Annotated in this window: 17 protein-coding genes; 10 read left to right on the top strand and 7 right to left on the bottom strand. The window is 72.9% G+C overall.

Going from position 1 to position 23755, the window contains the following annotated elements:
* Positions 1–120 precede the first annotated feature (120 nt).
* Positions 121–1101, top strand: coding sequence for a M20/M25/M40 family metallo-hydrolase (locus ACFVHI_RS11945; protein WP_380338203.1), 981 nt, complete (start codon positions 121–123; stop codon positions 1099–1101).
* A 23-nt stretch (positions 1102–1124) separates the two neighbouring features.
* Positions 1125–2567 (top strand): M1 family metallopeptidase, encoded by a 1443-nt coding sequence (locus ACFVHI_RS11940; protein ID WP_380338201.1) that lies wholly within the window; start codon positions 1125–1127, stop codon positions 2565–2567.
* A 47-nt stretch (positions 2568–2614) separates the two neighbouring features.
* On the opposite strand, the gene ACFVHI_RS11935 is transcribed toward ACFVHI_RS11940, so the two are convergent.
* The 6 genes from ACFVHI_RS11935 to ACFVHI_RS11910 form a co-directional block, all read right to left on the bottom strand.
* The gene (locus ACFVHI_RS11935) at positions 2615–3880 is read right to left on the bottom strand and encodes a hypothetical protein (RefSeq protein WP_380338199.1); all 1266 of its coding nucleotides are present in this window, start codon (positions 3878–3880) and stop codon (positions 2615–2617) included.
* Positions 3880–4236 carry a type VII secretion target gene (locus tag ACFVHI_RS11930; RefSeq protein WP_159398533.1) on the bottom strand — a complete coding sequence of 119 codons (357 nt, stop codon included), beginning with the start codon at positions 4234–4236 and terminating at the stop codon, positions 3880–3882. Before ACFVHI_RS11930 ends, ACFVHI_RS11935 begins: the two co-directional genes overlap by 1 nt.
* Before the next feature lie 272 nt (positions 4237–4508).
* Positions 4509–4709: a hypothetical protein gene (locus ACFVHI_RS11925; protein ID WP_380338197.1), complete on the bottom strand. Its 201-nt coding sequence runs from the start codon at positions 4707–4709 to the stop codon at positions 4509–4511.
* Positions 4710–4992: 283 nt separating this feature from the next.
* Positions 4993–5187: a hypothetical protein gene (locus tag ACFVHI_RS11920; RefSeq protein WP_380338195.1), complete on the bottom strand. Its 195-nt coding sequence runs from the start codon at positions 5185–5187 to the stop codon at positions 4993–4995.
* Positions 5188–5501: 314 nt separating this feature from the next.
* The gene (locus ACFVHI_RS11915; RefSeq protein WP_380338192.1) at positions 5502–5699 is read right to left on the bottom strand and encodes a hypothetical protein; all 198 of its coding nucleotides are present in this window, start codon (positions 5697–5699) and stop codon (positions 5502–5504) included.
* A gap of 824 nt (positions 5700–6523) precedes the next feature.
* A complete protein-coding gene (locus ACFVHI_RS11910) occupies positions 6524–6937 on the bottom strand; it encodes an RHS repeat-associated core domain-containing protein (RefSeq protein WP_159398530.1) in 414 nt (137 codons plus the stop codon).
* Between the two features lie 43 nt (positions 6938–6980).
* Here ACFVHI_RS11910 and ACFVHI_RS11905 point away from each other — a divergent pair, with 43 nt between their 5' ends.
* The 4 genes from ACFVHI_RS11905 (at position 6981) to ACFVHI_RS11890 (ending at position 11333) form a co-directional block, all read left to right on the top strand.
* Positions 6981–7460, top strand: coding sequence for a ricin-type beta-trefoil lectin domain protein (locus ACFVHI_RS11905; RefSeq protein ID WP_380338189.1), 480 nt, complete (start codon positions 6981–6983; stop codon positions 7458–7460).
* 161 nt (positions 7461–7621) lie between these two features.
* The gene (locus ACFVHI_RS11900; protein ID WP_363374032.1) at positions 7622–8155 is read left to right on the top strand and encodes a PadR family transcriptional regulator; all 534 of its coding nucleotides are present in this window, start codon (positions 7622–7624) and stop codon (positions 8153–8155) included.
* 2 nt (positions 8156–8157) lie between these two features.
* Complete coding sequence (locus ACFVHI_RS11895) at positions 8158–8838, top strand: ABC transporter ATP-binding protein (protein ID WP_063349686.1); 681 nt, start codon at positions 8158–8160, stop codon at positions 8836–8838.
* Positions 8835–11333, top strand: coding sequence for an ABC transporter permease (locus ACFVHI_RS11890; RefSeq protein WP_380338186.1), 2499 nt, complete (start codon positions 8835–8837; stop codon positions 11331–11333). The genes ACFVHI_RS11895 and ACFVHI_RS11890 overlap by 4 nt, the downstream gene beginning before the upstream one ends.
* Before the next feature lie 53 nt (positions 11334–11386).
* Here ACFVHI_RS11890 and ACFVHI_RS11885 read toward each other — a convergent pair whose 3' ends face one another.
* Positions 11387–12370 carry a helix-turn-helix transcriptional regulator gene (locus ACFVHI_RS11885; protein ID WP_063349685.1) on the bottom strand — a complete coding sequence of 328 codons (984 nt, stop codon included), beginning with the start codon at positions 12368–12370 and terminating at the stop codon, positions 11387–11389.
* 341 nt (positions 12371–12711) lie between these two features.
* On the opposite strand from ACFVHI_RS11885, the gene ACFVHI_RS11880 reads away from it, so the two are divergent.
* From ACFVHI_RS11880 to ACFVHI_RS11865, 4 genes are all read left to right on the top strand, one after another.
* A complete protein-coding gene (locus tag ACFVHI_RS11880; protein WP_380338183.1) occupies positions 12712–13953 on the top strand; it encodes an IS256 family transposase in 1242 nt (413 codons plus the stop codon).
* 367 nt (positions 13954–14320) lie between these two features.
* Entirely contained in the window at positions 14321–14449 is a 129-nt protein-coding gene (locus ACFVHI_RS11875) for a hypothetical protein (RefSeq protein WP_279634940.1), read from the top strand.
* A 61-nt stretch (positions 14450–14510) separates the two neighbouring features.
* Positions 14511–14723, top strand: coding sequence for an MbtH family protein (locus ACFVHI_RS11870; RefSeq protein WP_063349684.1), 213 nt, complete (start codon positions 14511–14513; stop codon positions 14721–14723).
* 181 nt (positions 14724–14904) lie between these two features.
* The coding region (locus ACFVHI_RS11865; RefSeq protein ID WP_380338179.1) for an amino acid adenylation domain-containing protein at positions 14905–23755 on the top strand (8851 nt) is incomplete at its 3' end.

Here is a 23755-nt window from a genome sequence, read left to right as displayed (position 1 = left end):
CGGAAGCACCCCTACCGGTTCCCGACAGCCTCTCGACAAGTTCCTGACATCGACGGACCAGGGTGGGTCGAGTCCGCCGGGGGAAGCCCCCCGGCCCCGCCTCCGAAAGGCTCCCGCGTGATGCCCTCCCGCCGTCTGGTGTCCCTCGCCGCCCACGTCCTCGGGGCCGCCCTGCTGCTGTCCACCGTCCCCGCCGTCGCGGCGACGGCCGCCGAGCGCAGGCCCGCCCCCGCCGCGCCCACCGTCGAGGCGGCCGAGGTGATGCCGCACCTCCAGGCCCTGCAGCGGATCGCGGACCGCAACGGCGGCAACCGCGCGCACGGCACCAAGGGGTACGCGGAGTCGGTGGCGTACATGAAGCACGCGCTGGACCGGGCCGGCTTCCAGACGCAGCTGCGCCGCTTCTCCCACGACGGCAAGGACGGCTACAACCTGATCGCCGACTGGCAGGGCGGCGACCCCGACCACGTGCTGCTCACCGGCGCCCACCTGGACAGCGTCACGATGGGCCCGGGGATCAACGACAACGGCTCCGGCTCGGCGGCCGTCCTGACCACCGCCCTCCAGGTGGCCAAGGCCAAGCTGAAGCCCGAGCGGCACCTGCGCTTCGCCTGGTGGGGGGCGGAGGAGCTGGGGATGGTCGGTTCGGCGGACTACGTCAAGAACCTGTCCGCCGGTGACCGCAAGGCCATCGACCTGTACCTCAACCTCGACCAGGCGGGCAGCAAGAACCTCCAGCAGTACCTGCTGGTGAAGGACGCGAAGAACAACGAGACCGCAGCCTTCCAGGCCTTCGAGAAGTGGTTCACCGACCGCGGCCTGGCCACCTTCGACATCCCGCTGGACAGCTCCGACAGCCAGCCGTTCGGGGACGCGGGCATCCCGTCGTCCGGCTTCAGCAGCGGCGTCTCGGACTGCATCCACAGCGCGTGCGACAACCTCGCCAACGTCGACCCCGCGACGCAGGCGACCAGCACCAACGCCATGATCGGCGTGGTCTGGCAGTTCGCCACCACCAAGCCCGCCCCCGCCAAGCCCGCCGTCCCCACCGCTCCCGCCACCACCGCCCCGGCCACCGCCTCCGCCGCCCCCCGGTCCTGACCGCCCGCCCCCAGGAGCCACAGATGCGCACACCGCTGAGTCGCCACCGCCGCAAGGCCGTCACCCTGGTGGCCGCCGCCACCGCCCTCGGCGTCGCCCTGACCGCCGCCCCCGCGGGAGCGGCCGGCATCGGGGACCCGTACTTCCCCGAGGACGGCAACACCGGCTACGACGTGGCGAACTACGACGTCCGGATCGCCTACGACCCGGCGCACCCCGACCAGTTGAACGGCGACACGACCGTCACCGCCCGGGCCCTGCAGTCGCTGGACCGCCTCTCCCTGGACCTCAAGGGCTTCCAGGTCACCTCCGTCACCGTGAACGGCACCCCGGCCAAGTCGTTCTCCCGCTCCGGCACGCACAAGCTGGACATCGTGCCCGCCCGCCGGGTGGCCGGCGGCGCCACCTTCGCGGTGCGGGTGGTGTACGCGGGCAAGCCCGACCCCGAGGGCTGGCACCAACTGGTGTCCGGCGGCGTCAACGCGATGGGCGAGCCGCACTCGGCGACCTCCTGGTTCCCGTCCAACGACCACCCGTCCGACAAGGCCACCTTCTCGCTCGCCGCGACCGTCCCCGACGGCTGGACCGCCATCGGCAACGGCCGGCCCGGCCAGACCACCAGCAAGGACGGCTCGACGACCTTCCGCTGGCGCGAGGACAAGCCGATGGCGACCTACCTCAGCACCGTCGCCATCGACAAGTTCACCGTCCACCGCTCGGCGCTGCCCGACGGGACGCCGGTCATCACCGCCTACGGCCCGGACGTGCCGATCGACGACATGGCCAAGGCGACCGAGGCCCAGCAGCCCGAGATCATCGCCTTCCTGGCCTCCAAGTTCGGCCCGTACCCGTTCTCCTCCGCGGGCGCCATCGTCCGCAGCTGGACCAAGGAGACGGGCACCGGCGCGCCGGACCTGGAGACCCAGAGCCGGCCCACCTACACCAACTACTTCTGGGACTCCGCGGCGGTCCACGAGATCACCCACCAGTGGTTCGGCGACAGCGTCTCGTTCACCGACTGGCGCGACGGCTGCATCGCCGAATGCGTCGCCCAGTACGCCAACCAGCTGTGGGACGAACACCAGGGCAGCAACCTCGACACCGGCTTCTACGCCCCCGGCGTCGAGGAGAACCGGAACAAGCCGGAGTACTGGTCCACCAAGCTCTACGACCCCGGGCAGGGCAAGGAACTCGCCTCGGCCCTCTACTTCAAGGGCTCCCTGATGATGCACGCCCTGCGGCGCACCGTCGGAGACGACACGTTCTTCGCCACCCTCAAGCGCTGGACCGCCGACCACGCCTACGGCAACGCCTCCTTCCCCCAGTTCGAGGCCCTCGCCGCCAAGGTCTCCGGCAAGGACCTCAAGGGCTTCTTCGACGCCTGGGCCCACGGCACCACGATCCCGGCGAAGGAATACCTCTACCCCGGCCCCCTGGCCCCCCTCGCCCCGGCAGGCAGCCGGTAACACCCCGCCCGGCCCCCCGCACCGACACCAGCCCTCCTGATCCTCCATCAGGAGGGCTGGCGCACGCCCGGGCTGAGCTCCTCCAGGACGATGTCGGAGACGGTCCTCGGCTGCGGGCGGTGCGGAACCGAGGTGCCGCCGTGCGTCGGCCTGAAGTCGCCGACGGGGGCCGGGAAGTGGCCCATCTCGTGGAACAGGCCCGAGAGGTCCGTGTCCTGCGGCGGCAGCGGCGGCAACTCATGGGGCAGGTCCCCGACCGGGACGAGCTCGATCTCCGACGGGCCGCCCCCTGGCGTGCCGTCCCCCGTCGTACCGCCGCGCGGTGGGCGCGGGCCCTCCAGCCGGCCGTTCAGCCAGCCCTCGATGTGGTCGCCCGGCGAGATGGAGAACTTGTTCCCGGGGTTCATCACCCCGTGCCGCCACCCCCACGCCCCGGCGAACGCGCCGTTGGCCGCGCCGGAGACGTAGTCGCCCGACAACCCGAACACCGCATCCTGCGCCGCACCTTCGGCCATCCCGGTCAGCGCCCCGTAACCGGTGTTCCAGACCAGCCCGGCCGCGCCCTTGGCGAACGCGCCGGCCTCCTTGCCGGTCAGCGAGGTGAAGCCCTTCCCGAGCCCCTTGCCCAAGCCCTTGCCCAGCCCCTTGCCGAGCCACCCGGCACCGACACCGACCGCGCCGCCCACCGCCCCGTTGACGGCGGCCGTGCCCAGCTCGCCGCCGTCGATCGACGTGCGGTGGCCCTGGCCCAGCTCGATCACCTGGGCCAGCAGGTCGAAGCCCACCTGGGCCAACACCGACTCGGCGACCCGGGTCACCGCACCGATCAGCGCCTTGCGCAGGAAGGCCCACACCAGGGCCCTGGTGAAGGCGATCTCCACGGGCGCCGCCTCGGCCCCGCCGAAGAGGAACAACGCTGCGTCGATGGCCAGTTGAACGGCCAGGACCACCAGCGCACCGATGATCTCGATGCGCAGGGTCTCGATCTGGTTCGCCAGGTTGTGCAGCGCGTCGGCGGCGGCGTCGCAGCACTGGGCGATGAGCGGCAGCGCGGCGTCGTCGGCGACGGCGAGCCTGGCCAGATAGGCGTCGAACGCGTCCCTGGTGGCACCGCTCAGACCCTGGTCGAGCTGGGACTTGGCGTCCGCCAGGTCCAGGACACAGGCACGGATCGACTTCGCCGCCTCGGTCCAGGCATCCGCCTCGGCCCGCAGCGCACTCTCGTTCCCCGTGGGCCACTTGTTTCCCACCAGGATCATCAGCAGGTTCTGCAACCCGTCCGGCAGCGAGGCGTTGGGGGCGTCGACCGCCATCACGCGCCGCCGCTACCGGGCACCGGGAACGTCCAGGCGAGTTCCGTGGCATGCTCGTCGGCCTTCTCGAACGTGCTGCGAGTGGCGCCGAGGGCATCGGCCAGCTTGCGCAAGGTGTCCGGCAGCGCCTGCACCGCCTTCAGCAGATCGTCCCGCGGCTGGGCGAAGACCTGGTCGAAGCCCTGCCCGAGCGCCGGATCATCCCCCCAGGGCGCCGCGCCGGACAGGGCCGCAGAACTCAGCGCCGTCCAGGCGGCAGCCATGCCGTCGGCCGCCCGCCCCGCATCCGCCCCGGCCTTGCCCACCAACGCGAAGTCGACCACCAGCGTCCCGTCCAGAGCCGGCAGCTGCGGCACCGCCGGCCCGCCGTACGGCGGCACCCCGGTAGGCGCATTGCGGTAACCACCAGTGGGACCAGGCACATCAGGCAACGGAGGACTCGGCACCCACCCACCTCACCCGACCCCACCCCGGACCTCGACCACTCTTGACGACATCCCAACGATCACCGCCCCACTCCTGACACCCCCCTGACGCCCCCTGACGCCCCCGGACCCCGCGTCGCCCATGCTCCATCGCGAGAGCCGCCCCATCCGACACATCGGATGGGGCGGCTCTCGAAACGGACCTACTGCCGAAGGAACGCGGCGAACGGCACGCCGCCGTCGTCCGCATCGGTCAGTCCCAACCGCTCCTCACCTTGGCGCTTGACGTACTGGAAGAACCGCTCGCACCTCAGATCGCCATCGACGGAGACCAATTGGGCGACCGCGCCAGGTCCAGCATCGGAAAGCGTCCCGTACTTCCAGGTGCCGGTGAACTTCACCACGGTCGGAGACTTCCCTCCACGACACATGGCGGGGAGCAGACTCACCTCGCCGAGCTTGCCGCCCTCCAGGAACTGAATCGAAGCAACGGGCGCCTTCCAGGACCCGATGACAGCCGGAACAGGCTCCTTCGCCACCGTGCACGAAGCCGCCAGCGGCAGAGCCGATGCCACACAGACAGCCAGAACAGGCAGCCTCCCACGTCCACGCACCCGGCTCGGCCTCTGCATCCCGATCACTCCCACCCCGTTCCATATCGCCAGGAATCGAATCCACCGCGACATCTCAGTCCTTCTTCATGACGAACCCCTGATCGACCAGCACCCACAGGTCCTTTCCGTTCTCCTCGGCCGTCAGCCAGAACCGACAACTACCGCTCCCATCCTTCCGAGTCGCATCCACATAGACCCCCGGCCCCACGTCATCGAGAACCGACTTCTTCCAGCGCCCCTCAATCTCCGTCGGCTGTTCCCGGTCCACCAAGGCAACGCTGCACACGCGGGCCGGCACTTGTGCCGATCCGACCCGCCCATCCGGAAGAAGCTCGACAGCCGCCGCTCCTCCGGCCCACCGTCCGACCGGATCAGGCACCTCAGGTGCGGAAGGTCGGACCGTCACCCACAGGGCCCAGCCCAACCCGAGGACACCCAGCACCCCACCGAGCACACTCCACAGGACAATTCGCCGCCCCTTCACACGCCCCCTCCGTCAAAGGATCCGGCGGCGAGGCCGTCCCGAAGACCACCCCACCGCCTCAGAAGTCACGCGCCACCATCCGCGACAGTCCGAACAGGTCAGCGCAGGATCGCCTTGACAGCCATGCCGAGGACAGCCGCCCCAGGAACCACAATGAAGAACCAGCCGACAATCAACGCGATCACCGGGATCGACTTCTTCTCAGCACCCTCCACGAAGAAGTCGCGGATTCCACGAAAATTTGCGACCAAGGCTAATCCCAGGACAACCGGTATCAGCATTCCAAGGACGACCATGAAAAACTCCCGACCTCACAGGACAAGGACCGCATACGGTATCACCGCCCAGCCGGAACTGACAATCAATCAGTTCATTCTGGATCCTGGCCTCCCCACCCTGCAGCGAAAGCCTTCCCCGTCCACTTATTATCCTCCACACACAGCTCCACGAGTTAACCCCTCAACAGCTGAGCGCCCCATCCGGCAACCGGATGGGGCGCTCATGGCACAGACCTACTGGCTATCCACAGCCGACGGACTACTGTCGGGCGAACGACTCTTGACCAGCGTCCACCCCCTCCCTTCCATGATCCCCCACTCGTGGCGGGCTCGCCGAGCGATTACTCGATGAACCCCACCAGGATTGAACGGGAAGTTACCGTAAGTGCCCAGAATAAACATCTGGGTCCCCGATGCGCATCACGCGCCCGGGGACCCAGATGTCGCAAAATCAGGATCTAGACGCAGGCGCGGGCATCACTACCATTGCGTAGATCACACCGAGTGCGCTCATCAGCAGGAAGGGCCAAGCACCCGCAAGGAGATAGAGCACTGGGGGCAGAGCAAACAACACGGCAGCCACCCCCCGAACATTCCTCCCCCTGGCCGCCCAAAAAGAGACCAGGAAGAGAAAGAACAGTGTGGGGACAGTTATTGTGAGCGAGATAAGCGCCAGCAGCTTGAGGCCATCCAAAGAGTCGGCTCGAGAGAACCCATTGGCGTCATGCCCTCCGGGCGCAAATGCCGAAAGAACGAGCATAAAAACGCACACGGGAGCCACGCACACCGCAAGATATCTCAGCAGCGCCCGACTGAACCACCGGCCGACTCGATTAAATCTGTTAATCAGCACCTTGATACACACCCGCCATTCTGGTAGGTACGGCCCGAAGGCGAGAAGAGGGATGACGCAAACGGAACTGCAAGCAGACCAGGATCTCCCTCTCTTTCGCTGGAACTATCTGCAGCGGCACCCGGACATTCCTCGTAGTCGGATGGCGCGACGTACCGCCAATTACCGTATCGTGATGCCCCGCCACAGTTGACGGCATCACGGTAAACGTTGCGCCACCGGTATCGGCATCCCAGAAAACCTCAAGGGCCATGCCGGTGGGGTCGGTCTTGTTGACCGGGTCATTGTTGCTGTACACGTAAGCGTTCCACTGCTGCGGGTCGTTGGGCAGGGGCAGTGGGTCCGGGCTGAGGAAGCGGTCGAAGGTCCCTGCGGGCTGGAAGGCCAACGGCAGTCTGAACATCGGCGGGGAGACCACCACCCGGTACCCCGGGCCTGACAGCCGCGTGAACGGCGCGGTCAGCGACGTCCGGATCTACCCGTACGCGTTCACCGACCAGCAGGCCAACACGCTCGCCACGGCCGGCTCCAGCGTCCAGATCCAGAGCGCCTACAACCCCGGCAGGTGCATCGACAGTTGGGGCGGTTCCATCGGCACGGCGGTCGCCTTCTACAACTGCTACAACGGCAACGCCCAGCACTTCAACCTGACCATCGACAACAAGGTCAAGGTCTCCGGCACCGACCGGTGCGTCGCCACCAACGACAAGCCGGCCGGCAACGGCACCAAGGTGTCCTTCCAGACCTGCGCCGCCGACGACGCCCAGACCTGGGTCCGCCGCTACGACGGCACGCTCTACAACCCGATCTCCGACAAGTGCCTCGAACTGCCCGGCTGGGCGGACGCGAACGGCACCACACTCGGGGTCTGGTCCTGCACCGCCAGCGCCAACCAGCGTTGGCTGGTGCGCGCCCAGGCGGGCTGACCACCGGTGCCCACGGAAGTCTGAAATGACCAGGGCACCGAACCGCTCCGGCCTCCCCGAGCCCTGCTCGGGGAGGCCGCGGCCGTAGCGGCGGCGCCGGCCGGGCCCCAGGGGGCCCGCTATACACCCATGTGTATACATGGCCTGTATAGTCCCGGAGCATGTCACTCGGACAGCTGTTCCTCGGCTTGCTGGAGACCCAGCCCCGCCACGGATACGACATCAAACGCCTCCACGACGAGCACTTCGGGCGCGACCGCGGCCTGCACTACGGGCAGGTGTACGCGACGCTCTCCCGGCTGCTGAAGAACGGGCTGGTGGTGGTCGACGGTGTCGAGGCCGGCGACGGCCCGGAGCGCAAGCGGTACGCGATCACCGACGCCGGGGTCACCGACCTCGCCAACTGGCTCGCGCACCCGGAGAGCCCGCAGCCGTACCTGCAGAGCACGCTCTACCAGAAGGTCGTGCTCGCCCTCCTGACCGGCCGCTCCGGCGCCGACGTCCTGGACGCGCAGCGGGCCGAACACCTCAAGGAGATGCGGGAGCTGACCCGCCGCAAGCTCACCGGGGACCTCACCGACCAGCTGATCTGCGACCACGCCCTGTTCCACCTGGAAGCCGACCTGCGCTGGCTGGAGCTCACCGCCGCCCGCCTGGACGAACTCGCCGCCCGCATCACGGAGTCCCAGCGTTGACCATGCCCGAACCCCTGCTCGCCGCCCACGACCTGCACAAGAACTTCGGGCTCACCCCGGCGCTCGGCGGGGCCTCGCTCACCGTCGCGGCCGGCGAACTCGTCGCCGTGATGGGCCCGTCGGGCTCCGGCAAGTCCACCCTGCTGCACTGCCTCGCCGGGATCACCCGGCCCGACAGCGGCCGCCTCCGCTACCGGGAGCGCGACCTCACCGCCTGCTCCGACGCCGAGCTGAGCGCCCTGCGGCGCACCGAGTTCGGCTTCCTGTTCCAGTTCGGCCAGCTCGTCCCGGAACTCTCCTGCCTGGAGAACGTCGCGCTCCCGCTGCGCCTCAACGGACTGCGCCGCCGGGCCGCCGAGGCCCGGGCCCGCGAATGGCTGGAGCGCCTGGAGGTGGACGACGTGGCCGCCAAGCGCCCCGGCGAGGTCTCCGGCGGCCAGGGCCAACGGGTCGGCGCCGCGCGGGCCCTGATCACCGGGCCCAGGGCAGTCTTCGCCGACGAGCCGACCGGCGCGCTCGACTCCCTCAACGGCGAGCGGGTGATGAAGCTGCTCACCCTGGCCGCCCGGGAGACCGGCGCCGCCGTCGTCCTGGTCACCCACGAGGTCAGGGTCGCCGCCTACGCCGACCGCGAGATCGTCGTCCGCGACGGCCGCACCCGCGACCTGGCGGGCGCGATATGAGCAGTTCCACCACGAGCGGCCCCGGCGTGAGCAGCCCCGACGCGAACACCCCCGCCGCCGACCGGGTCCGCTCGCCGTTCCTGGACCAGCTCGGCCTCGGCGTACGCCTGGCCCTCACCAACGGGCGGGATGGCTGGGGGCGGCTGCTGCTCACCGCCTGCGGCGTCGGCCTGGGGGTGGCCCTGCTGCTGTTCACCGCCTCCTTCCCCGGCATCGTCCAGCACCGCAACGAGCGCCTGTACGTGCAGAACGACACCTTCCGCGACGAGGACCTGCCCACGCCCGGCGACCGGACGGTCCTCATCGCCACCGCCGACACCACCTTCCGGGGCACCCCGATCCGTGGACGGGTCGTCCAGCCCGAGGGCCCGGACGCGGCGCTCCCGCCCGGAGTGGCCGCGTACCCGCCGCCGGGGCGGATGGTCGTCTCGCCCGCCCTGGCCGAGCTCCTGAAGGACCCGGCCAACCAGCTGCTGCGCGACCGCCTCCCCTATCCGGTGGTCGGCGGCATCGGCCCGGCCGGTCTGCTCGGCCCCGGCCAGGCCGGCTACCTGCTCGGCAGCGACCGGCTCTCGCTGGACGCCGGAGCCGACCGCATCACCTCGTACGGCCATTTCTCGCCGCCCAAGCCGATGGACCCCCGGCTGATCCTGCTCAACGCCGTCGGCCTGACCGTGATGCTCGCCCCGGTCGGCGTCTTCCTCGCCGCCGCCGCCCGCTTCGGCGGCGAACGGCGCGACCGCAGGCTCGCCGCACTGCGCCTGGTCGGCGCGGACCGCCGGATGACCGCCCGGCTCGCCGCCGGGGAGTCCCTGGTCGGCGCGGTGCTGGGCCTGGTCGCGGGCGCGGCGCTGTTCCTGCTCGGCCGGCGGCTGACCGGCCACCTGCGGCTCGCGGGCTTCAGCTTCTACCCCGAGGACATCGCGCCGCACCCCGCCATCGCCGCCGCGATCGCCGTGGTCGTGCCGCTCCTCGGCGTCGGCGTGACCCTGCTGGCGATGCGCCGGGTCACCGTCGACCCGCTCGGCGTGGTCCGCCGGTCCGGTCCCGGCCGGCGCCGGATCGGGTGGCGGCTGGCGCTGCCGCTGGCCGGTCTTGCCCTGACGGCGCTCGCGCTGGCGCTGCCCACGCAGTACAACCCGTCCGGGATGGGGCGCACCGCCGTCTTCAACTCCGTTCAGGACACTCGCGGTTCACTGCTGGTCGCGGTCGGCGTGCTGCTGATGCTGGTGGGCGTCTGCACCCTGCTGCCCTGGCTGGTGGAGGCCGCCACCCGGCGCTCCGGCGGCGGAGTGTCCTGGCAACTCGCCATCCGAAGGCTCCAGTTGAGCTCGGGCCCCGCCTCGGCCGCGGTCAGCGGCGTGGTCGTCGCCGTCGCCGGGGCGATCGCCCTGCAGACGCTCTTCCTCGGCGTCAGCGCGAGCTACGAGGACCGTCCCGGCCCCCGCGCCGCGGTCGGGCCGTACCAGCAGTCGGTGTCCTTCCCCGGCGGCGGACCGCAGGCCGACCTGCTCGCCGAGCGGCTGGCGCACTCCCCCGGGGTGCAGGCCACCGCCGCCTACACCGAGTTCGCCCTGGAGACCCCCACCGCCAAGTCCTGGGAGCTGCCCGGCGTCCGGATCGCCGGCTGCGCCGTGCTGCGCGGCTTCGCCACCCTGCCCGACTGCAAGGACGGTGACGCCTTCGCCGTCCAGGGCCGGACCATCCGACCGGGCGGCGGCACGAGCACCGGAGCGAACGACGGCACGAGCACCGGAACGAACCGCGGCACGGACGCCGCCGCCGAGACCAGGCCCGGCACGACCGTCCACGCCGCCTACTTCCGCGGTGACGGCGAGCCGCCGTCCTGGCCACTGCCCGCGGTGACGGCCACCGTCGAGCCCGTCGAAGGCGCCGACCCCAACGGGCGGCTCGGCTCCGGCCTGCTGCTCCTCACGCCGGCCGCCGCCCCGGCCGCCGCACTGCGCGGCCAGCCCGCGACCGTCCTGGTCGCGATGGCCCCCGGCCTGCCGGACCCGAAGGAGCAACTCGCGACCGCCGTCATGGCGATCGACCCGCAGGGCTTCGCCGGCTCCCCCCTCGACCGCGTCGTCGACCCGACCTACCTCGCCGTCAAACGCCTGCTCACCGCCGGCTCCGCCGTCACCCTGCTGCTGGTCGCCCTCAGCCTGCTGGTCGGCCAGTTGGAGCGGTTCCGGGAGCAACGCCGCATCCTCGGCGTGCTGAACGCCGTCGGCACCCGGCGCCGGATCCTGGGCCTGTCGGTGCTGTGGCAGACCCTCGTCCCGATGGCCCTGGGCATGCTGCTGGCCACCGCCGGCGGCCTGCTGATGGGAGCCGTCCTGCAGTACACGGCGGGCCTGCCCTTCGCCCTCGACTGGGGCTCCATGCTGGCCATGTCCGCGATCGCCGCCGGCGCCGTCCTCCTCACGACCGCGCTCGGCCTGCCGCAGCTCCTGCGCCTGATGCGGCCCAGCGAACTGCGCTACGAGTAGCACCGGCCACCGGGGCCGTCCCGCCAAGCGACGGCGACGGCCCCCGGTGCCGGTCACAGGTCGTCGAGGGGTTCGTCCAGGACGCCCTCGCGGGCGATGATGTAGCCGAGGTGGCCGCGGCTGCGGCTGCCGAGGAGTTCGCTGGCCTTCTGGATGTGGCTGGAGACCGTACGGGTGCTCATGCCGAGGCGGGAGGCGATGGCCTCGTCCGTGTAGCCGTTGACCATCAGGCGCAGGACGTTCTGGCGGGTGCGGTCGGTGAGCAGTTGGGGGCGGTGGCGACCCTCCAGGTAGGTGACCGGTTCGGCGCGTTCCCACATCAACTCGTAGATCTTGAGCAGGTACTCGACCAGCGGTGGGAACTGGATGAGCATCGCGGCGGCCTCGCGGTCGGCCGCGGCCGGGACGAAGGCGGTGGAGCGGTCGCAGATGATCACCCGGTCGAACACCTCGTTCAGGGTGCGTATCCGGGCGCCCTGGGCGGTGACCTGCTCGATGTAGGCCAGCGTCGGGCCGTGCGCGCGCACGGTGTGCTGGTAGAGGGTGCGCTGGCGCACGCCGCGCCCGGCGAGGGCGAGGTCGCGCGGGAGGGCGTCCGCGAGGTGCTCGGGGCTGCGGCCGCCGCCGGGCTGGGCGGTGCGCAGTTCCTCGGCGCAGGCGGCGACGGCCTTCTCCAGCGCGGGGTTGATCTCCTCGCCCGTCAGGAGGCGGACCGGCAGCTGGGCCCGGCGCATGACGTCCTGGTAGGCGCGGTCGGCGGCGGTGAAGGCGGTGCGCAGCTCGGCGAGCCGCTCCTGGTGGCCCAGCACGGCGAGTTCGAGCGGCCGGGTCAGGCCGGTGACCGCGATGTCGGGCGGGACGGGGGTCAGCCGCTCGCCGGAGCCGGGCACGGAGCGCAGCAGGCCCATCGCGAGCAGGCACTCGGGGGCGTCTCCGGCGGCGCAGCCCTCGGCCAGCGCCACCCGGTAGAACTCGACTCCCCGGTCACAGAGCTGCGGTGTCCCCATTCCCGCGCTGTTGTCCTGGGATAGGCACATCTGGGCATCCTTCCGGCTTCGGCATTGCGGTTTCACGAATGCCCGTACCGGCCACCGCCAGGCGTCTGAAATGGCAGGATGGAAATCACCTGTCGGTCGGAAGCCGTCCCCCCGGGCTCTGACTGCCGTGAGTGTACGCCCAAGTGGCGCGGAAATCAGCGGCCGACGGCGAAGCCGAGCGCGCCCGGAGGCGGGGGAGCCGACCGCGGCAGTGGCGGACCCGACCGTACCCGGCCGCGGTGACAGGCGGATGGCCGCCGTGTCGCGCCTGTCGCCCCGTCAGGGCGGCCGGGGCGGACGGTCGGCGGACGGAACGGCCGACAGACGGAGGGCACCCCTTGTTGCGAGCTGATCCCGGCCCGGCGGTCCCGCCCGTGGACCTGGCCGAGCTGGTGGACCAGCGGCTGGTGCGGCAGTTGGCGGAGGCCGCCGCCGAGCAGGTCGGCTCCGGCGCGATCCGGCTGCTGGGCGACGGCGGGCTGTTCCAGACGCTCGCCAAGCAGCTGATCGAGCACGCCCTGGAGCTCGAACTCCAGGAGCACCTGCGCGGGGCCGAACCCGGCACCGACCCCGGCGCCAACGTCCGCAACGGCGCCCGGGCCAGACGGCTGCTCACCGAGGTCGGCCCGGTCGAGGTGCGGGTGCCCCGGGACCGCCAGGGCAGCTTCACCCCCCGGGCCGTCCGCCCCCGGGCCCGCCGGCTGCCCGGCCTCGACCGGCTGGTCATCTCGCTCACCGCGCGCGGTCTCAGTTCGGGCGAGCTGGTGGCGCACCTGGCCGAGGTGTACGGCGTGGAGCTCAGCCGGGAGACCGTCTCCGCCATCACCGACCAGGTGCTCGACGAGCTCGACGAGCGGCGCCGGTGCCCGCTCGACCCCGTCTACCCGGTGGTCTTCCTCGACGCGGTGCGCAGCGGCCGCTCGGGCGGCCCGCTGGTGCACCTGGCGCTCGGGATCTCCACCGACGGCCGGCGCGAGGTCCTGGGCCTGTGGCCGGCCACGGACGGGGAGCACTGGCCGCAGGTGCTGGCCGAGCTCGCCGAGCGCGGGGTGCGCGAGGTCTGGGTGCTGGTCGGCGACACCGGCGGGGGCCTGGCCGAGGCGGTGGCCGCGCGGTGGCCGCGCACCGTGGTGCACGGCTCGATGGCCCACCTGTTGCACGCCGCGCTGCGGCACGCGCCCGGCGAGGACTGGGGTGCGCTCGCGCGGACGCTGCGCGAGATCTGTGCCGCGCCCACCGAGCGGGCGGCGATGGCGCGGCTGTCCCGGGCCGAGCGGGAGTGGGGTCCGGGCCACCGCGAGGTGTTCCGGGTGTGGCGGTCGGCCTGGCCGCTGCTCGCCGCCGGCTTCCGCTTCGGCCCCGAGGCGCGGCGTCTGCTCGCGGGCGGGGGCGCGCTGGAGCGGCTGCACGCCCGGCTGCGCCGGATCGAGCAGGCTTCGGGCCGGGTGCAGGACGAGCGGGCCGCGCTCAAGCGCGCCTACCTGGCGACGATCGCCCTGGAGTCGCCCGCCTCGGCGGGGCGGACGTGGACCGACGACTGGCCCGCCGTCCGCGAGGAACTGCGCCGGGGCTCGCACTGCTGACGCTCCATCACCTCTTGCGCTGACGCTCCGTAACCCCCGCCCCCTGCGGCAGCTTCGGCGGCTTCCGGGGGCCGGGGGCCGGGGCCTCCCTCGCCGACGCGCCGGGGGCGTGGTTTGACCGAAACCCTCGCCAGTGACCGGTTCCCACCACTGATCTGACAGTGCCAGGCACTCTTTGGATCAGATCTGTCTGTTTTTGACATGGTCTGTTCGGGCTTCCGGTTCCCGCAATGCGTGTTCCCGATCATGGCCAGAGCTTCCACCCCCGTTTGAGCCTCGGCAGGATGAATTTCCGAGCGAAGAGGGCCGACCGCCCCCTCGGAAAAAGGAATTAACGATGAAGAATCTTGCCGTTCGCATTCACCATATGCTCGGGATTCTCGCCGTTCTGCTGGTCGCCGGACTGGGCGTCCAGAGCAGCGCCGACCCGCACGCGCCCCTGGCCGCCGCCGCCCTCGTCTCGGCGCCCAACCCCGACTCCGGCTGGGGTCCGTGAGCCGCGCTCCGGCGTAATTCCCCCCTCCCCGAAATTTCTCCGAACAAAGAGGAAACCGACGATGGCGAACCCGTTCGAGGACCCCGACGCCAGCTACCTCGTCCTGGTGAACGACGAGGGCCAGCACTCGCTGTGGCCGGCCTTCAGCCCGGTGCCCGACGGCTGGCAGCAGGCCTTCGGCGCCGCCGGCCGGCAGGACTGCCTCGACTACGTCGAACAGCACTGGCAGGACCTGCGGCCGAAGAGCCTGCTCGCCCAGCAGTCCGGCCACTGACCGCGGCAGCCCAGCGCCGAAACCGCACCACCGCACCACCAGAACCGCCAGAACCGCCAGAACCGCGCCACCACGCCACCGCACCGCCGCTCCATCGACCGCCCGGGCCGACCGCCCCGAAGGTCGCCGAGCAAGCCGTTCCCGCCACCGCGGGGGCCAGCCGTACGAGGGAGAGAGCCACATGTCCGGGGTCCAGCAGACGCACAGAGCCGACCAGCGGCCGACCCTGACCGCGCTGGTCGACGCCCAGACGTCCCGCACCCCGCAGGCCCCAGCCCTGTACGCCGAGGGCACCACCCTCACGTACGCCGAGCTGGACGCCCGCGCCAACCGGCTGGCCCGGGTGCTCGCCGCCCGCGGCCTGGGCACCGAGGACATCGTCGCGCTCGCCCTGCCGAAGTCCCCCGAGGCCGTCGCCGCGATCCTCGCCGTGGCCAAGACCGGCGCCGCCTGGCTGCCCGCCGACCCGGCCTACCCCGCCGAGCGGCTGCGCCACATGCTGACCGACTCCCGCGCCGCCCTGGTGCTCACCACCGCCGAGGCCGCCGCCCAGCTGCCCGGGACCGGCGCCCCCCGGCTGCTGCTCGACGACCCCGGGCACCTCGCCGAGCTGGCCGCCCAGGCCGGCACCCCCTTCACCGCCGCCGAGCGGGTGCGGCCGCTGAGCGCCGGGAACACCGCGTACGTGATCTACACCTCCGGCTCCACCGGAGTGCCCAAGGGTGTGGCCGTCACCCACACCGGACTGCCCAGCATGATCGACACGCAGGTCGCCGCCACCGGGGTCGGCCCCGGCAGCCGGGTGCTCCAGGCCGCCTCGCTCAGCTTCGACGTCTCCGTCTCCGACCTGGCCGTGGCGCTCTCCACCGGCGCCGCCCTGGTGCTCCCCCGCGAGCAGAGCCAGCTGGTCGGCGAGCCGCTGGCCGCGCTGATCGAGCAGTACGGCGTCACCCACGCCGACATCGCCACCGCGATGGCGGCCACCCTGCCGGACGTGCCGCTGCCCTCCCTGCGCACCCTGATCGGCGGCGGCGAGGCCATCCCGCGCGAACTGGCCGCCCGCTGCGGCCGCGACCGCCTGATGCTCAACAGCTACGGGCCGACCGAGACCACCGTCATCGTCACCATGAGCGAGCCGCTCACCGGCGAGGAGCAGCCCCCGATCGGCCACCCCTGCCAGGACGTGCGCATCCACGTGCTGGACGAGCGGCTGCGCCCGGTCGAGCCGGGCACCGTGGGCGAGCTGTACGTCTCCGGCCCGCACCTGGCCCGGGGCTACCTCGGACGCCCCGGCCTGACCGCCGAGCGCTTCGTCGCCTGCCCCTTCGGCGAGCCCGGCGACCGGATGTACCGCACCGGCGACCTCGGCAGCCAACGGCCGGACGGGCAGCTGGACTTCGTCGGCCGGGCCGACGACCAGGTGAAGATCCGCGGCTTCCGGGTGGAGCTCGGCGAGGTCGAGCAGGCCCTCTCCGCCCACCCCGAGGTGCGCCAGGCCGTGGTGCTGGTCCGCGAGGACCGCCCGGGCGAGCGCCGCCTGGTCGGCTACACCGTCGGCGCCGCCGACCCGGCCGAGCTGCGCGCGTACTGCGCCGAGCGGCTGCCCGACCACATGGTGCCCACCGTCGTGGTGCTCGACCGGCTGCCGCTCACGCCCAACGGCAAGGTGGACAAGCGCGCCCTGCCGGCGCCGGTCTTCGCCGCCGCCGAGGAGGGCGGCCGGGCCCCCGCCGGGGAGCTGGAGCACACCCTCGCCCGGCTCTTCGCCGAGGTGCTGGGCCTGCCCGCGGTGGGCGTCACGGACTCCTTCTTCGAGCTCGGCGGCGACTCCATCGTGGCCATCCGGCTCGTCTCCCGGGCCCGGCACGCCGGGCTGCAGCTCACCCCCCGCGAGGTGTTCCTCTCGCCGACCGTCGAGGCACTGGCCCGGATCGCCCGACCGCTGGAGGGGCCGGTCGTCGCCGAACCCGCCGGGGCCGGCCTCGGCGAGGTGCCGCCGACGCCCATCGTGCACTGGCTGGCCGCGCAGCACGGCGCCGTCGAGAGCTTCTACCAGTCCACCCTGCTCACCCTCCCCGCCGGGAGCGGGCCCGAGCACGTGGCCACGGCCCTCCAGGCGCTGCTCGACCACCACGACGTCTTCCGCGCCCGCACCTCCCCGCTCGCCGAGCGCCCCTGGACGCTGCACGTCCCCGCCCCCGGCGCCGTCCCCGCCGGGGCCGCGCTGCGGCACGTCGCGGGCCCGGCCACCCAGGAGGCGCTGCGCGCCGAGACCGAGGCCGCCCGCGGGCGCCTCTCGCCCGAGGACGGCCGGATGCTCCAGGCCGTCCGGTTCGACGCCGGGCCGGGCCTGCCCTCGCAGCTCCTGCTCGTGATCCACCACCTGGCGGTGGACGGCGTCACCTGGCGCATCGTCGAGGAGGACCTGCTCGCCGCGCTCGCCGCCGCCCGCGAGGGCCGGGCCGTGGAGCTGGCGCCGGTGCCCACCTCCTTCCGCCGCTGGGCCCAGCGGCTCACCGCCGAGGCCGGGACCGACCGCCGGGCCGCCGAACTCCCGCTCTGGGAGGCCGCCCTGGCCACCCCGGACCCGCTGCTCGGCGCGCGCCCGCTCGACCCGGCCCGGGACACCTACGCCACCGAGGGCGTCCTGCGGCTCGTACTGCCCGCCGAGACCACCCAGGCGCTGCTGACCCGGGTCACGGCCGCCTACCACGCGCAGGTCAACGACGTGCTGCTGACCGCGCTGGCGCTCGCCCTCGGCCACTGGCGCGGCGCGGCGACCACCGGTCCGGACGGCGCCGTGCTGGTGACCGCCGAGGGCCACGGCCGCGAGGAGATCGTCGACGGCGTCGACCTGCACCGCACCGCCGGCTGGTTCACCTCCCTCTACCCCGTCCGGCTCGCCCCCGGGGCGCTGCCCTGGTCCGAGGTCACCGCGGCCGGCCCCGGGCTCGGCCGGGCCCTCGGCCGGGTCAAGGAGCAGCTACGCGCCGTCCCGGACAACGGCATCGGCTACGGCCTGCTGCGCCACCTCAACCCGGCCACCGCCGCCGTGCTGGAGGGGTACGCCGATCCGCAGGTCGAGTTCAACTACCTGGGCCGCTTCGCGCCGGAGGGCGTCACCGCCGAGGACGTGCTCGCCGGCACCGAGGCGATGAGCGAGGGCGCCGCGACCGGCCTCGCGCTCGGCCGGGTGCTCGGCCTGGACGCCACCACCGTCGACACCCCGCAGGGCCCGCTGCTCGTCGCCCAGTGGTCCTACGCCACCGGGCTGCTCGCCGAGGAGCGCGTGGCCGCGCTCGCCGAGGCGTGGTTCACCGCGCTGCACGCGCTCGCCGAGCACGCCGACCGGCCGGACGCGGGCGGACACACCCCCTCCGACTTCCCGCTCGTCACCCTCGGCCAGTCCGAACTGGACCAGCTCGCCCAACACCACGCCCCCGCCCGCCTGGTGGACGTCTGGCCCACCTCGCCACTCCAGCAGGGCATGGCCTTCCACGCGGCATACGACACCGACGGCGCCGACGTCTACACCTCCGTCTGCACCTTCGACCTCACCGGCCCGGTGGACGCCGACCGGCTGCGCGCCGCCGCCGAGGCGCTGCTGCTGCGCCACCCCAACCTCAAGGCCGGCTTCCACCAGCGCCCCGACGGCCCGCCCGTGCAGGCCGTGCCGGACGGCGTCGAACTGCCCTTCACCGCCCTCGACCTGACGGCGCACGCCGACCCGCAGGCCGAGGCCGCGCGGATCGCCGCCGCCGAGTACGGCCGCCGCTTCGACCTCGCCCGGCCGCCGCTGCTGCGCTACACCCTGCTCACCCTCGCCCCCGGGCGCCACCAGCTGATCGCCGCCGCGCACCACATCCTGCTGGACGGCTGGTCCACCCCGCTGTTCGCCGAGGAGCTGTGGGGCCTGTACTTCCAGCAGCCGATGCCCCCGGCCGCCCCCTACCGCGAGTACCTGCGCTGGCTCACCCGGCGCGACGGCGCCGCCGCCCGCGCCGCCTGGGCCCAGGCCCTGGCGGGCGCCGACGAGCCCACGCTGCTGGCCCCCGGCCGCTCCGCCGCCGCCCCGCAGCTGCCGCTGCGCCTGCACACCGGCCTCACCCCGGCGGCCACCGAGGCGCTGGCCCGCACCGCCCGCCGCTACGGCGTCACCCTCAACACCCTCGTCCAGGCCGCCTGGGGCGTGCTGCTGGCCCGGCTCACCGGGCGCGAGGACGTGCTCTTCGGCACCACCGTCTCCGGCCGGCCGCACGACCTGCCGGGCGTGGAGCGGATGGTGGGCCTGCTCATCAACACCGTGCCGGTGCGCGTCACCCTCGACCCGGCCGAGAGCTGGGGGCAGCTGCTGCTGCGCCTCCAGCACGAGCAGTCCGCGCTGCTGGACCACCAGCACCTCAGCCTCACCGAGATCCAGCAACTCGCCGGAGTGGGAAGCCTGTTCGACACCGTCACGGTGTACGGCAACTACCCGGACCCGTCCGCCCTGGACGAGGCCGACCCGAGCGGCGCCACCCACGTCACCCTGGTCGAGGACGTCGACAGCGCGCACTACCCGCTGCTGCTGGCCCTCACCCCGGGCGACGGCCTCCAACTGCGCCTGGACCACCGGCCCGACGCCTTCACCCCCGCCGAGGCGCGCGCCCTGCTGGACCGCTTCCTCGCCCTGCTCGACCGGATCGTCGCCGACCCGGCCGAACTCGTCGGTACTGTCCAGGTGTTGACCGAGAAGGAGCGCGAGCAGCTGCTGACCGGCGGGACCGGCGCCACCGCGCCGCTGCCGGAGGCCGCACTGCCCGAGCTGTTCGAGGCGCGGGCCGCCGCGACGCCCGACGCGGTCGCGCTCACCGCCGACGACGTCGAGCTGACCTACGCCGAACTCAACGCGCGGGCCAACGGGTTGGCCGTGCGGCTGGTCGAGGCCGGGGTCCGCCCGGAGACCCCGGTCGCGCTGCTGATGGAGCGCTCGGCCGCCCTGGTGGTGGCGATCCTGGCCGTGCTCAAGGCCGGCGGCGCCTTCGTGCCGCTGGACGGCGCGCAGCCGGCCGAGCGCCTGCGGGCCGTCCTCGCGGACTCCGGGGCCCGGCTGGCGCTGGCCGACACCGCCCACCGGGCGCACCCCGCGCTGACCGGACTGGACGTGCTCGACCCCGAGGGCGCACGAGACCCCGAGGGCGACGACACCTCCGGGAACCTCGGACTCCCCTTGAGCGCCGACCAGTTGGCGTACGTGATGCACACCTCCGGCTCGACCGGCGTGCCCAAGGGCATCGGCGTCACCCACCGGTCCGTGGTCGACCTCGCGCTCGGCGGGGCGTTCGCGGGCGGCGGCCACGAGCGCGTCCTGCTGCACTCCCCCGTCGCCTTCGACGCCTCCACCTACGAGCTCTGGGTGCCGCTGCTCTCGGGCGGCCGCGTGGTGGTCGCCCCCGCCGGGCGGCTCGGCGTCGCCGAGCTGGCGACCGCGATCGGCCGGGGGCGGGTCGGCGCCGCCTGGATGACGGTCGGGCTCTTCAACGTGCTGGCCGCCGAGGCCCCGGAGACCTTCGCCGGGCTGCGCGAGGTGTGGACGGGCGGGGACATCGTCTCGCCGGCCGCCATCCGGCGGGTGCTGGAGCACTGCCCCGGCCTGCGGGTGGTGAACGGCTACGGACCGACGGAGACCACGACCTTCGCGACCCGCCACCCGATGGCCACCGCCGCCGAGGTCCCGGCCGCCGTCCCGATCGGGCGGCCGCTGCCCAACACCCGGGTGTACGCGCTGGACGCCGGGCTGCGCCCGGTCCCCGTCGGCGTCGCCGGTGAGCTGTACGTCGCGGGCGCCGGGCTGGCCCGGGGCTACGTCGGCCGCGCCGGCCTGACCGCCGAGCGCTTCGTGGCCTGCCCCTTCGGCGAGCCCGGCGGCCGGATGTACCGCACCGGCGACGTGGTGCGCTGGACCACCACGGGCGAACTGGAGTTCGTCGGCCGCGCCGACGACCAGGTCAAGCTGCGCGGCTTCCGGATCGAACTCGGCGAGGTGGAGGCCGCGTTCACCGCCCACCCGGCCGTCGGCCAGGCCGTCGCCGTGGTCCGCCAGGACCAGCCGGGCGACAAACGCCTGGTCGCGTACGTCACGGGCCCCGTCCGGCCCGACGAGCTGCGCGCCTTCGTCGCCGACCGCCTGCCCGGCTACATGGTGCCCGCCGCGATCGTCACCCTCGACGCGCTGCCCGTCACCCCCAACGGCAAGGTCGACCGCCGCGCCCTGCCCGCCCCCGACTACAGCGGCGCCGCCGCCGGCCGGGCCCCGCGCACCGAAACCGAGCAGGCGCTCTGCGAACTCTTCGCCGACGTCCTCGGGTTGGCCTCGGTCGGCATCGACGACAGCTTCTTCGACCTGGGCGGCCACTCGCTGCTCGCCACCAAGCTGGTCAGCCGCGTCCGCACCGCCCTCGGCACGGAGCTGCCGATCCGCGCGCTCTTCGACCACCCGACGGTGGCCGCCCTGGCCGCCGCCCTGCCCGCCTCCGGCGCGGCCCGCCCGGCCCTGCGGCCCGTCACCCGGCCGGAGCGCGTCCCGCTGTCCTCCGCGCAGCAACGCCTGTGGTTCATCGAGCAGTTCGAGGGCCCGAGCGCGCTCTACAACACGCCCGTCGCCCTCCGGCTGACCGGCGCCCTCGACCGCCCCGCGCTGGAAGGCGCGCTGCGGGACGTGGTGGCCCGGCACGAGGTGCTGCGCACCGTCTTCCCGACCACCGACGGCCAGCCGCACCAACTGGTCGCCGAAACCCCCGGGTCGGTCCTGCGGACCATACCCGTGGCCACCGAGGCGGCGCTCCGGGCCGCCCTGGCCGAGGCTGGCGGGGAGGTCTTCGACCTCGCCCACGACCTGCCCGTCCGCGCGACGCTGTTCTCCCTCCCGCACGACGAACACGTCCTGCTCGTCCTCATGCACCACATCGCCACCGACGGCTGGTCCGTCGCCCCCCTCCTGCGCGACCTCGCCACCGCGTACCAGGCCCGACTGGCCGGCACCGCACCGCAGTGGCAGCCGATGCCCGCGCAGTACGCCGACTACGCCCTCTGGCAGCACGAACTCCTCGGCACCCCGCAGCAGCCCACCGCCCTGCTCACCGAGCAACTCGACTACTGGCAGCAGGCGTTGTCCGGCCTCCCCGAGGAACTGGCACTCCCCTACGACCGCCCCCGCCCGACCGTTCCCAGCCACCGGGGCAGCGCCGCCGAGTTCGAGGTCGACGCCGAACTGCACACCGCCCTGGCCGAGTTGGCCGCCGCGCAGAACGCCAGCCTCTTCATGGCCCTGCAAGCCGCCGTCGCCGCCCTCTACACCCGCCTCGGCGCGGGCACCGACCTCCCGCTCGGCACCCCCGTCGCCGGACGCACCGACGAAGCCCTCGACGACCTGGTCGGCTTCTTCGTCAACACCCTGCTGCTGCGCACCGACACCACCGGCAACCCCACCTTCCGGGAACTGCTGGACCGCGTCCGCCGCACCGACCTCGACGCCTACGACCACCAGGACATCCCCTTCGAGCGCCTGGTCGAACACCTCAACCCCACCCGCACCACCCGCCACCCCCTCTTCCAGTCGCTGATCGCCCTGGAGAGCGGCCCGGCGGTGCCCGCCGCCTTCGGCGACCTGGCCTGCGCGGACCACCCCTTCGAGCTGGACGTGGCCAAGTTCGACCTGTCCTTCCGCTTCACCGAACAGGACTCCCAGGCGGGCCTGTCGGTGGCGGTCGAGTACGCGGCCGACCTCTTCGACCACGCCACCGTCACCGCCCTCGCCGAGCGGCTGCTGCGCGTCCTGCGCGCCGTCGCCGCCGACCCGGACGCCCCGATCGGCAGCATCGAGATCCTCGACCCGGCCGAACGCGAGCACCTGCTCACCGGCTGGAACGGACCGGCGGCGCCGGTGCCCGACACCAGCCTGCCCCGGCTGTTCGAGGCCCAGGCCGCCGCCACCCCCGACGCCCCCGCCCTGATCACCGACGCCGAACAGCTCAACTACGCCGAACTCGACTCCCGGGCCGAACACTTGGCGGCCCACCTCGCCGAGGCGGGCGTCGGCGCCGACACCCCGGTGATCCTGCTGATGCACCGCTCCGCCGACCTGGTGACGGCGATCCTGGCGGTGGCCAAGGCCGGCGGCACCTACGTCCCGCTGGACGACCGGCACCCGGCCGAGCGGCTGCGGCAGATCACCGCCGAGACGCGGGCGGCGCTCGTCCTGGTCGATCCCGCGCACCAGGGCCACCCGCTGGCCACCGACGCCCCCTGCCCCGTCCTGCCGCTCACCGAGGGCTGGTTCGACGGCCCGCGCAGGCGGCGCGCCCAACCCGCCGGGCTCCACCCGGAGCAGCTCGCGTACGTGATGTTCACCTCCGGATCCACCGGGGTGCCCAAGGGCATCGCCATCACCCACCGGGACGTGGTGCAGCTCGCGACGGACCCGTGCTGGCACCACCCCGACGGGCTGCGGGTGCTCTTCCACGCGCCGCACGCCTTCGACGCCTCGACCTACGAACTGTGGGCGCCGCTGCTCTCCGGCGGCCAGGTGGTCGTCGCGCCGCAGGGCGACCTGGACGCCTCCGCCATCCGCGAGCTGGTCCGGGCGCACGGGCTCACCCACGTGCACGTCACCGCCGGGTTGTTCCGTGTCATCGCGGAGGAGGACCCGGGCATCTTCACCGGCGTGCGCGAGGTGCTGACCGGTGGGGACGTCGTCTCCGCCCCGGCCGTCCGCCGGGTGCTGGAGGCCGTCCCGGGCATCGCGGTGCGAGCGCTTTACGGGCCGACCGAGACGACCCTGTGCGCGACCCAGTTCCCGATGCCGACCGCCTCGGCGGTCCCGAACGTGGTGCCGATCGGCCGTCCGCTGGCCAACACCCGGACGTACGTGCTCGACACCGCACTGCAGCCCGTACCCGTCGGCGTGGCAGGCGAGCTGTACATCGCCGGCGCCGGACTCGCCCGCGGCTACACCGGCCGCCCCTCCCTCACCGCCGAACGCTTCGTCGCCTGCC

This window comes from Kitasatospora sp. NPDC127121 (genome assembly GCF_042677305.1).
In the GTDB taxonomy this organism is placed as follows: Bacteria; Actinomycetota; Actinomycetes; order Streptomycetales; family Streptomycetaceae; genus Kitasatospora.
This window is presented reverse-complemented; position numbering and strand designations above follow the sequence as displayed.

Bases quoted from the DNA above. Each gene is read 5' to 3' on its own strand.
- ACFVHI_RS11945 (WP_380338203.1), top strand. From the start codon at position 121: ATGCCCTCCCGCCGTCTGGTGTCCCTCGCCGCCCACGTCCTCGGGGCC.
- ACFVHI_RS11940 (WP_380338201.1), top strand. From the start codon at position 1,125: ATGCGCACACCGCTGAGTCGCCACCGCCGCAAGGCCGTCACCCTGGTG.
- ACFVHI_RS11935 (WP_380338199.1), bottom strand. From the start codon at position 3,880: ATGGCGGTCGACGCCCCCAACGCCTCGCTGCCGGACGGGTTGCAGAAC.
- ACFVHI_RS11915 (WP_380338192.1), bottom strand. From the start codon at position 5,699: ATGGTCGTCCTTGGAATGCTGATACCGGTTGTCCTGGGATTAGCCTTG.
- ACFVHI_RS11910 (WP_159398530.1), bottom strand. From the start codon at position 6,937: ATGTTCAGACTGCCGTTGGCCTTCCAGCCCGCAGGGACCTTCGACCGC.
- ACFVHI_RS11900 (WP_363374032.1), top strand. From the start codon at position 7,622: ATGTCACTCGGACAGCTGTTCCTCGGCTTGCTGGAGACCCAGCCCCGC.
- ACFVHI_RS11895 (WP_063349686.1), top strand. From the start codon at position 8,158: ATGCCCGAACCCCTGCTCGCCGCCCACGACCTGCACAAGAACTTCGGG.
- ACFVHI_RS11890 (WP_380338186.1), top strand. From the start codon at position 8,835: ATGAGCAGTTCCACCACGAGCGGCCCCGGCGTGAGCAGCCCCGACGCG.
- ACFVHI_RS11885 (WP_063349685.1), bottom strand. From the start codon at position 12,370: ATGTGCCTATCCCAGGACAACAGCGCGGGAATGGGGACACCGCAGCTC.
- ACFVHI_RS11875 (WP_279634940.1), top strand. From the start codon at position 14,321: ATGCTCGGGATTCTCGCCGTTCTGCTGGTCGCCGGACTGGGCGTCCAG.
- ACFVHI_RS11870 (WP_063349684.1), top strand. From the start codon at position 14,511: ATGGCGAACCCGTTCGAGGACCCCGACGCCAGCTACCTCGTCCTGGTG.